Source organism: Ferrithrix thermotolerans DSM 19514 (genome assembly GCF_900128965.1).
Taxonomy (GTDB): domain Bacteria; phylum Actinomycetota; class Acidimicrobiia; order Acidimicrobiales; family Acidimicrobiaceae; genus Ferrithrix; species Ferrithrix thermotolerans.
This window is the reverse complement of sequence record NZ_FQUL01000048.1, coordinates 1-13974: the sequence shown is the minus strand read 5'-3', so window position 1 is coordinate 13974 and position 13974 is coordinate 1. Positions and strand designations below refer to the sequence as shown.

Here is a 13974-nt window from a genome sequence, read left to right as displayed (position 1 = left end):
CCAGATGGAAAGGGGTACTGGGAGGTAGCGTCCGATGGAGGGATCTTCACCTTTGGAGATGCTCCCTTTGAAGGGTCAGCGGTTGGCACCTCGATCTCCGGATCTGTTATGGGTATGGCTCCCACCCCAGGCGGAGATGGTTACTGGGTCGTTGGAGACAACAACGGTGCTTTAAGCTTCCCATCCAACGCCGGAGGATCTTACGACTCCAGCGCTGCACCTCCGACGTGGAACAACTACAATCTGACGCCGGACAACAACGTCTCTGTACCCTTCAACGAGTCGCTAACGCAAAACAACACAGCTGCTCCAGCTTCGCAAGGTTACAGCTACCTAGAGACACAGGGAAACCAACTTCCTATTAGATGGAACCCTTGTCAAACGATCAACTACGTGGTGAATCTCACCTTTGCTCCCCCTGATGGACTTTCGCTGGTACAACAGGCCTTTAGCGACCTCTCAAGCGCCACAGGTATCACCTTCAACTACGTAGGGACAACATCACAGTTTCCGTCGAAAGAGCGATCGGACTTCGCCACCGGCCCTGGTGGATCAACCATATGGGCTCCTGTTCTTGTTGCCTGGGAACCAACCGGGTACACAGACTTCATGCCATCTGGGGGTGTGATCGGTGAAGGCGGAGCTGCCCCAGCTTGGAACGGTCAGCAGTGGGTCTACGTAACAGGGCAGGCCTCAATTACAAGCTCATACGCTTTGACTCAGGAGCAGATAGTTTCACTGATCCATCATGAGCTTGGACACGTACTTGGACTTGGACATGTCGCCGATCCATCTGAGGTCATGAACCCTGAAGACAACGGCAACGCACCAACTGCATATCAGTGGGGAGATCTTCTTGGACTCGCCCATCTCGGCCGTGCCGAGGGCTGTCTTTCAGAACCCACTCCATAAAGATCCCACATCACCCAACAGAGCCCCTGGCGTTTTTCTCCACAGGACGCCAGGGGCTTGCCTATCTTTGTCCAAAGAATAAGATCTGACACTCCCTGTCGGATCTTATATCTACTTAGCGTGGTCACGTCGGCTATCAAGATAAGCTCGAGGATGTACTCTAGATCCATGGATCTAGAGTTGACAGGCAAATCTGCATTTATTGGAGGAGGATCTTCAGGTCTTGGACTTAGTTGCGCTCTTGCGTTAGCCGCAGAGGGAGTATCGGTTACAGTCGTATCTCGGGACCTGGATAAGCTCGAGGAGGCCAGGGGCGTAATTGTCTCCGCTCATCCAGAGGCTACCGTAAATACAGTATCTGCCGATCTCTCATCTATCGAGGGCGCCCGAGGAGCGCTAGCTGAGGCAACATCTAAGACTGGCGGATTTGACATCTTGGTTTTGAACTCTGGTGGTCCCAAGCCCGGTGACGTCGAGGCCATCTCGATCGAAGACCTACGTACCGCTTTGGAGGCGAACTTCCTCTCTATGGTAGAGCTCGTGCAGGGAACCACATCCTACATGAAAGAGGTCGGCTGGGGACGGATAGTTGCGATCACATCTCTTTACGTGAAAGAACCTAACGAGCACATGGTGCTCTCCAACTCTGCGCGTTCTGCCCTCACCGCCTACCTAAAGTCTGCCTCACACACCTACAAAGACCACGGAATAACTATCAACACCGTTCAGCCGGGACTTCACCTAACCGATCGGCTACTTGCTCTTCGCAACGGACGCCTTCCCGCTGAGGGCGAGCACGTCGGAGATCCCGGCGACTTCGGAAAGACCGTAGCCTTCTTGTGCTCTGCTCAAGCTAAGTTTATAAACGGTGTCAGTCTAGTCGTAGATGGAGGCACCTCACGGGGGTTGCAATGATCTCCCTGATATTGAACCGACAGAGAAAGGTTGGGCTGTGATAACCCATTGTGCGCTCTTTAGCTTTCAAGATGGCACATCCGAAGAGGACGTAAGAAGACTTAGCGATGCTCTCTCCCATCTACCCGATCTGATCCCAGAGATAAAAGGGTTTCGCCACGGAACGGGCGCCAACCTTCCCACAACCACTTCAGACTACGGTGTCGTAGTTGAGTTCGAAAGTCTTGACGACTATAAAATCTACGCGTCACACCCAGAACACCTAAAGGCGATCGAGCAGTACCTAAAGCCAATACTCAAAGAGAGATCTGCCATTCAGTTCGAACACTAGTTATGTTGAGCTACCTTGTGAAAAAGGTAATGAAATAGCTGTCATCTTCTAAGCGGCGCTCAACCTGCAAAACTACCGATCCATCTTGTGATATTCGCTGGAGCTCCTTGAAGAGACTGCCTTCGCAGCAGACGAGGGTGTTTGTACTCTCTAAACAAGTGCGCTCAGAAGCGTTCCTCAAGAACGTTTGTACTTGAGAAAAGCTTCTTACAAACTCCTCTTCGCTACTGAGAGAGCTCCTAATCGACTCGATCTCCACATTTAGGCGATCCAAGAGGTCAGATAGAGTCCTTGAGTTAGGCACTACCATCGCGGCCACCTTTTCTGGGTCTGTGTATGCTACCCGAGTCATGTCTCTGAATGAACCAGCTCCGAGTATAAAGCCACGCCGGCTTTCATCTGAACGGTAGATCAAAGACGCGTATGCCAGTGATATGAGATGGGGAAGGTGCGACAGAGCTCCTACAGCCCTCTCATGAGACTCCCAGTCCATGAACAGCAGCCGAGCCTGTAGCTTCGACAAAAGATCGGCAACTTTGACCACCGTCACAGCGCTTAACGCTTGATGAATTATTACCGCCCAAGTACAACCTAAAATCAAGTCACCTTCAGAGGTCATAAAACCGCTGCCTTCACGACCCGTCATGGGATGAAGACTTAGAAACTCAACCCTTACTCCTCGTGCTTTGGCTTCCTCAACAATGTCATAAGATTCCTCGACAACCTTGGTCTTTGAGGAACTCAGATCTGACACAATAACATCTTGGTCAATGGTCTGAGCACCTTCCAAAACAGCTAGTATCTCCCGAGTGGCATCTAGCACAACAGGGGTTGGCACAGCCAAAAAGACAACCTGGGCGCCGTCTAGAGCCTCGTCGATTTTAGAGGTACAGGAGATGCCAAGCTTCCCACAGGACGTTAGTGTAGACTTATCGATGTCGTACCCTACTACGTCAACCCCTGAGCTAAGTAGGGCCTTTGTAAGGGATCCTCCTATATGTCCAAGTCCAATAACCGCTACCTTCAATAGAAGTTAGACCCCTAAAAGTTCTCGAACGCTCTTAGTGTTGAGATCCTCTGGGTCTATCGATCCCAGCGGGAGGTTTGCAAAGGGTGCAGTAACCTCTGCCCCCTTCCATCTCGGAAAGGATCCTAGGTGCTTTACAGAGTGGCCTCTTTCTAGCAGACTCTCAACAGCATATAAGATTGGAGTGTCGTTGACGTGACCCTCACAGGTAATGTAGAAGCTGTGGAGTCCTATCTTGGTCTGTAGCGGACGCGAGAGAATCGATAACATATTTACCGAAAACTTTGTAAACGAAGACAGGACATCCGAAAGCGCACCTGCTGCGTCAAACGCAGGCGTGACGACAAACACGGACTTGTCGAATCCAGTCGCTGGTGCCACCCCTTGACCTATCAGCACATAACGAGTCCGAATCTCAGGGACATCTAACACCGTATCATCGAATGCACTTAGACCCATCTTCTGTCCAACAGCTGGGGGTGCTAGTGCTATCAACGTTACGTCCTTCTCCCTTGCAACCAACCTGCAAGCCTCAGTCGTCGATGTAGCATGACGGGTACTTAGACCTCTCTCTTTTATAAACCTTGAGCACAGATCGAGTATCTGGGGGTGGGATATCACGGTTGTCGCCACCGACAAGTCTGCAAGTCCATAAGCGCATATGACTTCGGCCAGTACACACTCTTGTTGTATTCTTATATCCGTCGCCTCAAAGATGAGTTTGTCGGATATCGTTGTAAGTTCACCGTCGGTAGAGTTCTCCAGTGGAACAACGCCTAGACACCCCGGAGTGTAGTTCACGGTCTGTACTATCTCAGAGATAGACGCCATCGGGAGGGGCACATAGACTCCGATGTCGGAGAACAGCTCTATAGCTCTGTGATCAGACGTCCCCAAGGGACCCAGGAAGCAGATCAAAGTATCGTCTTTCAAAGAGACCATCCAGTCACACGACTACAACAAGGGACAGCTGGCTTTAGCTCCTACCGTCCCCTCACTTAGAGCCATTATAGCTGTAACGTCGAAGGGAATAGTTACAGATACTGTTTGCTTAGCGAAACGATGCCTAACGACCTAACGACCACTCGACTAAAGAGACGCTTCACAGCGCTTACGACTTACTCAGATACCCTCGACCCCTAAGTTCGAGTCTACTGATAGCGACTCACGGGCGTCACTAGAGTTTCTGTTACCTCTTCCACCCAAGAAGGCTCCGAAGGCCGCCGCCACAAGAGCGATTGCCGCTGAGATCTCGAGAGAGTGTGCGTATCCAGCAGCTGAAGCGACCAAAGCCGCCCGATGTAGACTTATCGCTCCGTGGGATAAAAGGGCTTTCATATCTGAGCCAGTAAAAGATAGAGCTATAGAGCTAAGACCTGCCAGACCGACAGCTCCTCCCACTTGGCGCGCCGTATTCAACAGTCCCGATGCCAGACCAGCCAGGCTGCGCTCAACCCCGGAAGTCGCTGCAACGGCAAGAGGCGTGAAGGAAAGACCTACTCCTAGAGTCGTAAGGACACTCGGTAACAGAATCGAGTGTAGGTACGAGCTGTGAATAGAGATTCCATGGAACAACAACAGACCCACTCCCGAAACGATTGGTCCAACTACGATCAGCGGACGCACTCCCACCTTAGGTATGAGTCGAGAGGAGACCTGAGCACCAGTCGCGATCGCTAAAGTCTGAGGAACAAATGCGAGTCCGGCTTTCAGCGGAGAGTACCCAAGTATCTGTTGCATGAACAGGGACAGGAAGTACCAGCTAGCAAAGACAGATCCACCGACAAAGAACATGGTCACATTAGCTACTGAAAGCTTTTTGAGTCTAAACATTCCAAGCGGAACGATCGGACTCTTCGCCACCTTACCCTCATGGACAAGAAAGTACAAAAGCGTTAGAGCCGACACACCAAAAGATATAAGCGTGGTCGAAGAACTCCAGCCCGAGGTTCCACCTTCCACCAGAGCATACACAAGGGCAGTAACAGAGAAGGTGATCAAGACCGAGCCAAGCACGTCCAAGTTTGTCTTAGACCCAGAGCTACGCTTGAGTTCTGAGAGATAAAGGAACGTGATTACCGCAGCTAGAGCCCCGATGGGAAGGTTGATAAGAAAGATCCATCGCCAACTGAGCAGATCTGTGAGCACTCCTCCTAGCAGAGCCCCTGCTGCACCTCCAGCCCCTGCAACGGCGCTCCAGATACCAAGAGCCCTTGCACGTTCCTTCCCTTCTGAAAACGTCGTGGTCAAGATGGTGAGGGTTGCTGGAGACAGTATTGCGCCACCAAGTCCTTGAATCGCTCGTGCAAGGATAAGAATAGATCGGTCCGTGGACACCGCTCCCACGAGGGAAGCAACCGTAAAGATCGCTAGACCCGCCATGAACACCTTGCGACGTCCAAAGATATCGGCGACACGCCCACCTAGGAGCAACAAACCGGCAAAGGTTAGCGTATAGGCGTTAAGGATCCACTGCAGTTCTGAGTCTGTAAACCCGAGGGACGTCTTTATCGCTGGCAAAGCTACATTGACGATAGACACGTCCAAGATGACCATGAACTGACCTATGCAAGCCAACAGCAGTATCAAGCCCTTGTGTTCTTTGATCGCTCTACTCAAAAATCTTTCCTCTCTCTACACGTTTGGTCAGCCGACCGTTATCAAGGGCGCTATGTGAATGGATCAGATACGAAGCACCCTGCGGACAAGAAACAATGATTGTAATGGCCAACCACATTGAACCCAGGTAAATTCCCATGAATTTTGTATATTTATCTACGAGAGGACCCCGCTCGCACTATTTGTTCCTTTACTCATCTGCCGAACCAATTTGATCTCGGGCTGCGTTGACATCTGTGCTTAGGAGTCTGTAGGCTCTCGCTATGACAGCATCTGCACCCACAGTTATCGCAACCTCGGGAGGTCTCGTGCGCGGTAAGCGCACGGAGTACGCCTTTGGAGCTCTTATTCATTATGCAATAGAGCTCTCTCACCCGAGAAGGTCCACTCCGATAGTTACGTTTCTAAACACCGCAAGTGGTGACCCCCGGCCATTTCAGGCAATGTTGAACGAGGCGGCTCGGGAGGCCAAGGTCGACGCCCGGCATCTCAACCTGTTTCCCATGCCAAACGTGGCGAATATGGAGACCTTTCTCTTGGAGTCCGACGTTATCTGGGTCGGAGGGGGCAGTGTCGCAAATCTACTTTGTCTGTGGAGACTCCATGGAGTTGTCGAACCAATGGAGAGGGCATGGCATGCTGGCGTTGTCCTAGGCGGTGTCTCTGCTGGATCTATCTGCTGGCACGTAGGAGGAACAACAGACTCATTTGGTCCCGAACTTAGACCGATAACCAACGGACTAGGGATGCTGCCCTACTCTAACGCTGTACACTATGACTCTGAGCCTCAGCGTAGGCCATTATTTCATAAGCTAATAGAGACAGGGCAACTGCCCGTCGGCTACGCAACAGAGGACCACGTCGGCCTACACTTTGAAGGAACTACCTTAGAGCGCGCAGTCACAGAGTTGCCCGGGAAGGTGGCCTACTTCGTTGACTGCTCAGACGGAGTTGTGAGCGAAACGGCGTTAGAGACGTCACTAATCACAAAAAACACTTTCGTCTAAGCAAGTACCATACGCCGTGACATCTGCCACAAAGAAGCTAAGAACTTCCACAGCGAGAATATACTTGCATCATACAACCTTTTACAGTAATACTATCACAGTAAAATTACGGTGGTTTCCTCAGATGGTTTAGGGAGATTGGACAGCAAGTTCATATGCAGACAAAGCCAATGCCTTTAGCGCAAGAAAACGCAGAGTTTCTGCGAACACATCCAAAGTACAAGTGGATCGCACTTTCGAACACCACGATCGGCATCCTCATGGCGACCATAAACGGATCGATTGTGTTAATCTCACTTCCAGACATCTTTAGGGGAATTGGCGTGAACCCCCTCACCCCCTCTAACTCGACCTACCTCTTATGGATGCTCATGGGGTTTCTGATCGTGACAGCGGTGTTGGTAGTTAGTCTTGGGCGCGTGGGCGACATATTCGGGCGCGTTCGGATGTATAACATGGGTTTTGCCATATTCACGGTCTTTTCAATTCTTCTTTCGGTAACATGGCTCCGTGGAACCGAGGGAGCTTTGTACATCATCGTAATGAGAGTGTTCCAAGGCGTGGGGGCTGCCTTCTTATTCGCCAACTCGTCAGCGATTATTACCGACGCCTTCCCTCCCAACGAGCGAGGCACCGCTCTTGGCATCAACTCCGTAGCTCTAATTGCTGGTTCCTTCATAGGACTGATACTTGGCGGTGTGCTAGCTCCGGTCTCTTGGCGACTGGTATTTTTGGTCTCAGTCCCCTTCGGCGTCTTCGGAACGATATGGGCTTATCTAAAGCTTCGAGATACGGGCGTTCGCACTCCGGCAAAGATAGACTGGTTAGGCAATCTTCTCTTTGCCATAGGACTGGTCTCAGTAATGGTGGGTATCACCTACGGAATACTCCCCTACGGCAAGTCCACGATGGGCTGGGGAAACCCTGGGGTCATCGCAGCGATAGGTGGCGGCATCTTGACTCTGTCATCCTTCGTAGCCTACGAGACAAAAGCACGATCTCCCATGTTTCGCCTAAAGCTCTTTAGTATTCGCGCATTCGCTGCGGGAAATATCGCAACTTTGCTCGGCGCACTCGGACGAGGTGGCTTACAGTTCATCCTCATAGTCTGGCTTCAAGGTATCTGGCTTCCCGAACACGGGTATTCGTTCTCCCAGACTCCACTTTGGGCTGGAATCTACCTAATCCCTCTCACAGTCGGCTTTTTGATCTCAGGTCCATTATCCGGAAAGTTATCCGATAGATTCGGTGCTCGACCCTTTGCCACCCTTGGAATACTGATCCAGGGTGTAACGTATTTAGCGCTTCAGTTCCTTCCAATCAACTTCAACTACATAGCCTTTGCGATCATAATTGCAATAAACGGACTGGCTGGAGGTCTCTTCTCCGCCCCAAATCAAGCTGGCGTAATGAACTCCCTTCCACCCAATCAACGTGGAGCCGGTGCTGGGATGCTAACCACCTTTCAAAACTCCGCTCAGGTGCTTTCAATCGGAGTTTTCTTCTCTCTGATCATCGTTGGACTTTCCGCCACCTTACCTCACGCCCTCTATAGTGGTCTGATTCAGCAGGGCATTCCGAGCTCTGCAGCTCACTTCGCAGCTTCATTGCCTCCAGTCGGAAGCCTCTTTGCAGCGTTCTTGGGTTACAACCCCATAAAGACTCTTCTCGGCCCAGTGCTTACGCACATGCCGGCTGCTAAGGTTGCTTATCTCACAGGTAGATCCTTCTTCCCCCACCTAATAGCCCCAGCGTTCCAAAGCGGTCTAAGAGACGCCCTGGACTTCGCTTTCGCAGCCGCATTAGTCGGTACGGTCGCATCCTGGATGCGTGGAGGCAAGTTCCATTACCAAGGCGCCCTCGCATCAGAGGCAAATCTTGCCCCCGAGGAGACCCTAGGCGAGGCCTAAGAAGGCATAGAACAGCAAATAATGATTTCTCCTTACTGCTCTAGGGGCACCGACAGCACTTTATGGCCGCTGTTGGTGCCTGATAGGGTTAGTGAAGAGCGTCGTAGGTGTTGATCTTGGAGAGCCCTTGCATGTCAAAAAAGCTCTCCCACAGCCTCTTTGAACAAATTCGTGTGAGTCTCAACGTCCTCCAACGTAGTGGTCGGTGCCATAAGCGCCATGTTGTGAAACGGAGTCATCAAAACACCCCTGTTAGCCATGTAAAGATGAAAGTACTGATCCAAAAGATCGTCTCCATAGGATGCAGACTCCCCGCCGTTTAGAGGGGGCGAGGGGGTGAAACGATACTCGATGCGAGCTCCCAGCCTCACCGCACAAAATGGTGCCCCAAACTCGAAGAACGCATCGGTTACCCCTTGTTCGAAGGTCGCACAAAGATCTATCATTTTTGCAAAGGCTTCTTTGGTAAAGACGTGTTCCAAGGTAGCTGCTACCGCCGCCACAGACAATGCGTTACCAGCAAGCGTTCCCCCAACACCACCCGTATCGACAAGATCTGCTTCTTGGTCTGCTAGCAGCCTCTCCGCCACTGCGTCAGACACTCCATATGCACCAACAGGAACGCCCCCTCCAATCGACTTCCCGATCGTTATCATGTCCGGATCGAGACCAAACAACTCTGTCGCTCCACCGTATCCGGCACTAAATGTATGGGTTTCATCGATAATGAGCAGCGTCGATGTCTCTGAGCATAGACGGCGAAGCTCCTCGTGAAACCCAGCAACCGGTAAGACGATGCCAATATTTGTAAGAGCAGGTTCGGTGAGAACCGCCGCTATCTCATAGGTTGAAAGAGCCCTTCTTACAGCTTCAATATCGTTGAACTCCACGACAACAGTCGTATCGGTCGGATCTACTGCGGGACCTACATTGCCAGTGCGAGATCGTGGCACGCCGTTATCTAATACGATAAAGCTCTCATCCACGGTCCCGTGGTAGCAGTAGGAGAAGACAAGAACCTTACTTCTCCCGGTGATTTGACGAGCAAAACGAAGAGCAAAACGATTGGCATCTGTCGCAGAGAGTGTGAACTGCCAGTATGGAAGCGGAAATCTAGCCGATAGCGCAGAAGCCGCATTTACAGCATCCAACGACGGCAACATTGTAGTAATTCCGCCTTTGTCTCTCACTCTCTCAATTACCGCAGATACAGTAGCGCCAGGGCTATGTCCAGCCATAGCTCCGGTGTCTCCGAGGCAGAAATCCACATAAATATTTCCGTCTAGGTCTGAGATCTTCGAGTCTCGGGCAGATTTGAAAAATATCGGATATCCGCCGCTCCACTTGCTCATCCAAGACATTGGAACTCCACCAAGTAGAACCTTGCGAGATTGCTCGAACGCTTCCTTAGACTTTGAAGTCCTCTTGGAGAATATACTTGTCTCTCGCTCCACGAGCTTGGAGAGTCTCACGCGATCTCCATAAACATATTGTCCCGTCAACATTCACCTCGTGTACCTAAACCGTTTCAGCTACAATACCGAGAATCGAGTTAGCCGTGAGTCTCGACTTGGCAGCTTCCCTTTGAACTCAGAGATAGTTAGGCGATCAAATTTTTGTAACATAAGACAACTCTACAGCTTCACCTAAAGTTCCCTAAGAGATGTAACAAGGGAGCCGCCAGCAGCGATTCATCTTCATAAGATGGTCTGTGAGAGGAAAGAAATTGCAAGGTAAACAGATCATAGAGCACAGCAACGAAACTGCAAAGACCATAAGGAGGATCTCCATCGCTGCGTTAGGATTCCTCACTGTAGTGGTCTGGCGAGCAGATCCAGGCAAGACGTATCCGGTCGCATCACCCAAAAGCACGACGACTACGCATTTTGCCACGTCCCCTAGTTCGACTACAGCACCCACCACGTCTACGACGGTGCCTTCAACCACACAGGCTCAAGCCCCAGCTTCAACTCAGGCTCCACCTCAGACGACCCAAGCCCCAGCTTCAACTCAGGCTCCACCTCAGACGACCCAAGCCCCTGTAGCTGTAAGCGGAGGAAGCTAACAACTCCAAATACGACCGCAAGTCTTCCTTTCAGGGTCTAAAACCTCTATCCCTATGAAGCTGCTAAGGGAATAGTCCATCCTCAGATTTAGTTGTACAGTACAACTGATTTGCTAGGAAGGTGCGGGTTCATATGCCGGTCCCCAAAAGCGTGTCACCTAACTCAGAGAAGGAGATAAGAAAGAGGTTACTTTTAGCCACTTTCTCCTTTACCGCAGGAATAGGCGCTGCGCTAGTGGTTCTACACAACTCAAACGTTGAGATCTATGGCGTAAGTGAGTTTGGTGTTCATCTATCCACAGCGCCTTTTTTGGCCCTAGGACTGTTCAGCGCCGCCTATAATACATGGAAGCTCGCCGACCAGGTCAATCCCAATATTGGTACCCCTAACCTTGGTGTTCTTCTAAAGTTTGTAAGTTTGTCGATGGTTCTCATTGTACTTACACCATTTACTATCGACACATTCTTCAACTGGACACACATGATCGTCGGAGCGCTTCTCTTTCTAGATCAGCTGTACATATCCCTCACTCTTTTGCACTACGAAAGTGACAACTATAAGCTGACCTTACTAGCAGTGGAACTGATTGGCGGGATCTTGGCAGCGCTCTCGCTCCCTAATCACATGTTGACCTATATGTTTCAGGGCGAGATAATCTTTCAGGCTGGATTCCTCGCACTAATTTTTAGAGGCACTCACATTTTGGCATCTACCTCAAAGCGCACATCCGCTAAAGCTTCTCACCCACAAAGACATCCCTTCGTACGGTAGGGGGACGGAAACGGGATGCACTTTGATCGGCTGTAGCACTCGTGTCAATCTTGGGTGAGGCAGATATGTTTACACATCTGTTGATCCAACAAAAGAGCTACCAGTAAAGGAGATTTGACTACCTGACGATCAAGGAAACGGTGCATAGTTCGTCAAAGTAAGTACATGCCTTCCACTTCTGACCCAGAGGTCCCCGAGCGGGCATAAGAACCCAAAAAGACTCTCCGCTGCCTACCAAGGGCCAGATCATAACAAGGTACGACACACTCCCTGGGGTCGAAAAAGGAACCCTGCTTCAAGGAGAAGGTTTGTACTCTTCTCTCATTACCAGTTGGCATCGCCTACAGAATCGCCAGATCAAAACATCGCTTGGATCAAGTCCAGGTGGTGGGCTGTTTGATCCCTCAGTCCTGCTGAACGATTGCAGACCACAGATGTATGTAATGCTTGTGGTGGGCCGTCTCATAAGTCTTCACGCTTTCTTCAGCCTTGGTTGTGCACATCCCAGCTGATGCGGGGAAGCAGGAGGACTAATGATTGTCACTTCGAGCACAAACTTTAGATTCCGCTTCACCTTAGTCCCTTGGCGAGACATCCTCCTAAAACACCAAGGAGCTATGAGATGAAAGAAATAGTGGATAAATTAGGCAGTCTCGATGTGCATCGTGACATCGTCGTTCCGTGCTTGGGAGTTAGAGAGTCAGATCGCATGGTTACCCTTTCCAAGGAGACCTTTGCCACCATAGATAAAGGACCCGAGACTCAGCTCGAGTTCCTCAGTGACGCTAGGGTATCAACGGTGTTGACGGCGACAACATGTAAGAAATGAAAGCCGCTACGCTACGCACTGGAGGGACTCTTTGTAACACCATGGCTCTATCGTACCGAGCACGTGAAGAATGTACCTGAGAGAGACAGACCTCGCAGACGAGTAAACGGTTAGCAGATGTCGCCGCCCACGCAATGGTGTAGCTGAGTTTTGTTCCTCCAGTAGAGATTCGTGAGCAACGCTGAGTTGACCCGATATCGCAAGACCCAAGCAGACGCTAGGTCACGAGAGATCCAACGACTCTAAGAATGTTCTCCAGACGCCGATATCAAGCTCACCTCGGTACCCTCTTATGTGTGGAGTGCCTCATCAAGACAGGTTACAGAGGTCATCATCCCATGCGAAAGAGCTCCCACGGTCTTGACCCTAATGGCCAAGTCCTAGATGCGGACTAGGGTTCCTCAACTCTAGGAGGCACTCTATCGATACTGCAGAGCCCACCATGCCTTCGTCGCCAGACAGATCATCAACCATATCGACTACCTGGACTCGGCGGTGGTAGTACTCACCAAGTAGATCTATAGGCGTCTCATCCACTTTGGTTACGCCGTCGCTCTGGTATCACCAACTCCAGCGATCCCTGCAACCACGGCACGGGTCTTTATTGCTGAGATCAGGGGTGACATGTCAAGGTTCACAACCGCTGGACATTTATCTGCCTGGGCTGGGCCTTCTCCTGCAGGTTATGATTGAGCTGGCAAGCGAATGCCAGCGGATACTAGACATAGATCTACGTCGTTGAAACGTGCGATGATAGAGGCTCACTTGGGCGCTCGGCACATTCAAATGGAACCAACTCATCTGCCCAAAGGCACGCACTTCCAGACGGCGAGAGCCTAACAAGGCAGCCGTTGCGGTCGCCAACTCTGTGTTAGAGCTCGTCTGATATCGCCTTAGCAATGAAGAACTCTACCAAGATCTTGGGGCTGATTACTTCGAGAAGCACAACCATCCCCAAGCCTAGGTAAAGCGACTAGCTAAGAGGATCGAGGCTCTCGGATTCGTGGTCACCGTAGCAGAGAGGGTCACCTAGGCCCAGTATCTCACAATATCTAGATAAGCTCCCCATGGTGGGGTCCTTAGGTCTTGTCTTACCTTTCTCCCCTCGTTGGAGGCGTTACACTTTCGAAGGCTACCCAACTTGGAAGGTGGGACAACTCTGATTCGCTGTTAGTGGGTCAGTTTCAGTCCGCCGCTTACAACCTGTGGCTAAAACAAGAGCGAGGCTGGGCCAATACAGCCCGCCTCCCTCTTGTTGGTTGACGTATGAGATAAGTAGATCGGTCTTTAGCTTGCGGTCTTGATGAGTTCTCTTTCGGAGTCTGTCTCATTACCTCTAAGACTTTGTACGAGTGGTTCCGGAACCTCTCTGGTTAGAAAGTCGGGACGGTTTCCCGATGGGTCTTCCTTTCGGTACTGCAGATACACCCCTACTGAGAGGATCGTAAAGATCATCCCCGTAACCATTACCATCAGTACCAAGTTCTTTAGTATCCAGGACATCTGTCTCTCCTTTGCCTGTTGTTTCTCTATGTCTAATAAGCTAAGGCACCAAGGTAATGACAACGTAAAGAAAACACACAGCCT

The 13974-nt window shown here is 50.9% G+C and carries 15 protein-coding genes; 8 read left to right on the top strand and 7 right to left on the bottom strand.

Annotated features, from left to right (window positions below):
* The 3 genes from BUA24_RS12620 to BUA24_RS10775 form a co-directional block, all read left to right on the top strand.
* Positions 1 to 912: zinc metalloprotease (locus BUA24_RS12620; RefSeq protein ID WP_072792404.1), on the top strand; the 912-nt coding region annotated here is incomplete at its 5' end.
* A gap of 168 nt (positions 913 to 1080) precedes the next feature.
* Positions 1081 to 1827 carry an SDR family NAD(P)-dependent oxidoreductase gene (locus BUA24_RS10780; RefSeq protein ID WP_072792409.1) on the top strand — a complete coding sequence of 249 codons (747 nt, stop codon included), beginning with the start codon at positions 1081 to 1083 and terminating at the stop codon, positions 1825 to 1827.
* 37 nt (positions 1828 to 1864) lie between these two features.
* Positions 1865 to 2158 (top strand): Dabb family protein, encoded by a 294-nt coding sequence (locus BUA24_RS10775; RefSeq protein ID WP_072792401.1) that lies wholly within the window; start codon positions 1865 to 1867, stop codon positions 2156 to 2158.
* A 10-nt stretch (positions 2159 to 2168) separates the two neighbouring features.
* Here BUA24_RS10775 and BUA24_RS10770 read toward each other — a convergent pair whose 3' ends face one another.
* The 3 genes from BUA24_RS10770 to BUA24_RS10760 all read right to left on the bottom strand — a co-directional run bounded on the left by BUA24_RS10770 (position 2169) and on the right by BUA24_RS10760 (position 5804).
* Positions 2169 to 3185, bottom strand: a complete 1017-nt coding sequence (locus tag BUA24_RS10770) for a prephenate dehydrogenase (RefSeq protein ID WP_072792398.1) — start codon at positions 3183 to 3185, stop codon at positions 2169 to 2171.
* A gap of 6 nt (positions 3186 to 3191) precedes the next feature.
* Entirely contained in the window at positions 3192 to 4127 is a 936-nt protein-coding gene (locus tag BUA24_RS10765) for a prephenate dehydratase (RefSeq protein ID WP_072792396.1), read from the bottom strand.
* Between the two features lie 180 nt (positions 4128 to 4307).
* Positions 4308 to 5804: an MFS transporter gene (locus BUA24_RS10760; RefSeq protein ID WP_072792393.1), complete on the bottom strand. Its 1497-nt coding sequence runs from the start codon at positions 5802 to 5804 to the stop codon at positions 4308 to 4310.
* A 263-nt stretch (positions 5805 to 6067) separates the two neighbouring features.
* Here BUA24_RS10760 and BUA24_RS10755 point away from each other — a divergent pair, with 263 nt between their 5' ends.
* Together BUA24_RS10755 and BUA24_RS10750 are read left to right on the top strand one after the other, a co-directional pair.
* The gene (locus BUA24_RS10755) at positions 6068 to 6811 is read left to right on the top strand and encodes a Type 1 glutamine amidotransferase-like domain-containing protein (RefSeq protein WP_072792391.1); all 744 of its coding nucleotides are present in this window, start codon (positions 6068 to 6070) and stop codon (positions 6809 to 6811) included.
* Between the two features lie 155 nt (positions 6812 to 6966).
* The gene (locus tag BUA24_RS10750) at positions 6967 to 8721 is read left to right on the top strand and encodes an MFS transporter (RefSeq protein WP_084660442.1); all 1755 of its coding nucleotides are present in this window, start codon (positions 6967 to 6969) and stop codon (positions 8719 to 8721) included.
* Between the two features lie 134 nt (positions 8722 to 8855).
* On the opposite strand, the gene BUA24_RS10745 is transcribed toward BUA24_RS10750, so the two are convergent.
* On the bottom strand, positions 8856 to 10193 hold the full coding sequence (locus BUA24_RS10745) for a transaminase (protein ID WP_218587470.1): 1338 nt from the start codon (positions 10191 to 10193) through the stop codon (positions 8856 to 8858).
* A gap of 184 nt (positions 10194 to 10377) precedes the next feature.
* Positions 10378 to 10668 (bottom strand): hypothetical protein, encoded by a 291-nt coding sequence (locus BUA24_RS12280; protein ID WP_143146530.1) that lies wholly within the window; start codon positions 10666 to 10668, stop codon positions 10378 to 10380.
* Positions 10669 to 10919: 251 nt separating this feature from the next.
* On the opposite strand from BUA24_RS12280, the gene BUA24_RS10735 reads away from it, so the two are divergent.
* Positions 10920 to 11558 carry a hypothetical protein gene (locus BUA24_RS10735; RefSeq protein WP_072792382.1) on the top strand — a complete coding sequence of 213 codons (639 nt, stop codon included), beginning with the start codon at positions 10920 to 10922 and terminating at the stop codon, positions 11556 to 11558.
* 622 nt (positions 11559 to 12180) lie between these two features.
* On the top strand, positions 12181 to 12387 hold the full coding sequence (locus BUA24_RS10730) for a hypothetical protein (RefSeq protein WP_072792378.1): 207 nt from the start codon (positions 12181 to 12183) through the stop codon (positions 12385 to 12387).
* A 366-nt stretch (positions 12388 to 12753) separates the two neighbouring features.
* Here BUA24_RS10730 and BUA24_RS12615 read toward each other — a convergent pair whose 3' ends face one another.
* On the bottom strand, positions 12754 to 12924 hold the full coding sequence (locus BUA24_RS12615; protein ID WP_178138808.1) for a hypothetical protein: 171 nt from the start codon (positions 12922 to 12924) through the stop codon (positions 12754 to 12756).
* On the opposite strand from BUA24_RS12615, the gene BUA24_RS13460 reads away from it, so the two are divergent.
* Positions 12904 to 13080, top strand: a complete 177-nt coding sequence (locus tag BUA24_RS13460) for a transposase (protein WP_084660445.1) — start codon at positions 12904 to 12906, stop codon at positions 13078 to 13080. The two genes, BUA24_RS12615 and BUA24_RS13460, sit on opposite strands and share 21 nt — an antisense overlap.
* Before the next feature lie 594 nt (positions 13081 to 13674).
* Here the strand turns inward: BUA24_RS13460 and BUA24_RS10720 are convergent.
* Positions 13675 to 13890: a hypothetical protein gene (locus BUA24_RS10720; protein ID WP_072789115.1), complete on the bottom strand. Its 216-nt coding sequence runs from the start codon at positions 13888 to 13890 to the stop codon at positions 13675 to 13677.
* Positions 13891 to 13974: the final 84 nt, after the last annotated feature.

What these genes read in the sequence shown, in the direction of transcription:
- BUA24_RS10780 (WP_072792409.1), top strand. Translation starts at nt 1,081, where the DNA reads ATGGATCTAGAGTTGACAGGCAAATCTGCATTTATTGGAGGAGGATCT.
- BUA24_RS10765 (WP_072792396.1), bottom strand. Translation starts at nt 4,127, where the DNA reads ATGGTCTCTTTGAAAGACGATACTTTGATCTGCTTCCTGGGTCCCTTG.
- BUA24_RS10755 (WP_072792391.1), top strand. Translation starts at nt 6,068, where the DNA reads ATGACAGCATCTGCACCCACAGTTATCGCAACCTCGGGAGGTCTCGTG.
- BUA24_RS10750 (WP_084660442.1), top strand. Translation starts at nt 6,967, where the DNA reads ATGCAGACAAAGCCAATGCCTTTAGCGCAAGAAAACGCAGAGTTTCTG.
- BUA24_RS10735 (WP_072792382.1), top strand. Translation starts at nt 10,920, where the DNA reads ATGCCGGTCCCCAAAAGCGTGTCACCTAACTCAGAGAAGGAGATAAGA.
- BUA24_RS10730 (WP_072792378.1), top strand. Translation starts at nt 12,181, where the DNA reads ATGAAAGAAATAGTGGATAAATTAGGCAGTCTCGATGTGCATCGTGAC.
- BUA24_RS10720 (WP_072789115.1), bottom strand. Translation starts at nt 13,890, where the DNA reads ATGTCCTGGATACTAAAGAACTTGGTACTGATGGTAATGGTTACGGGG.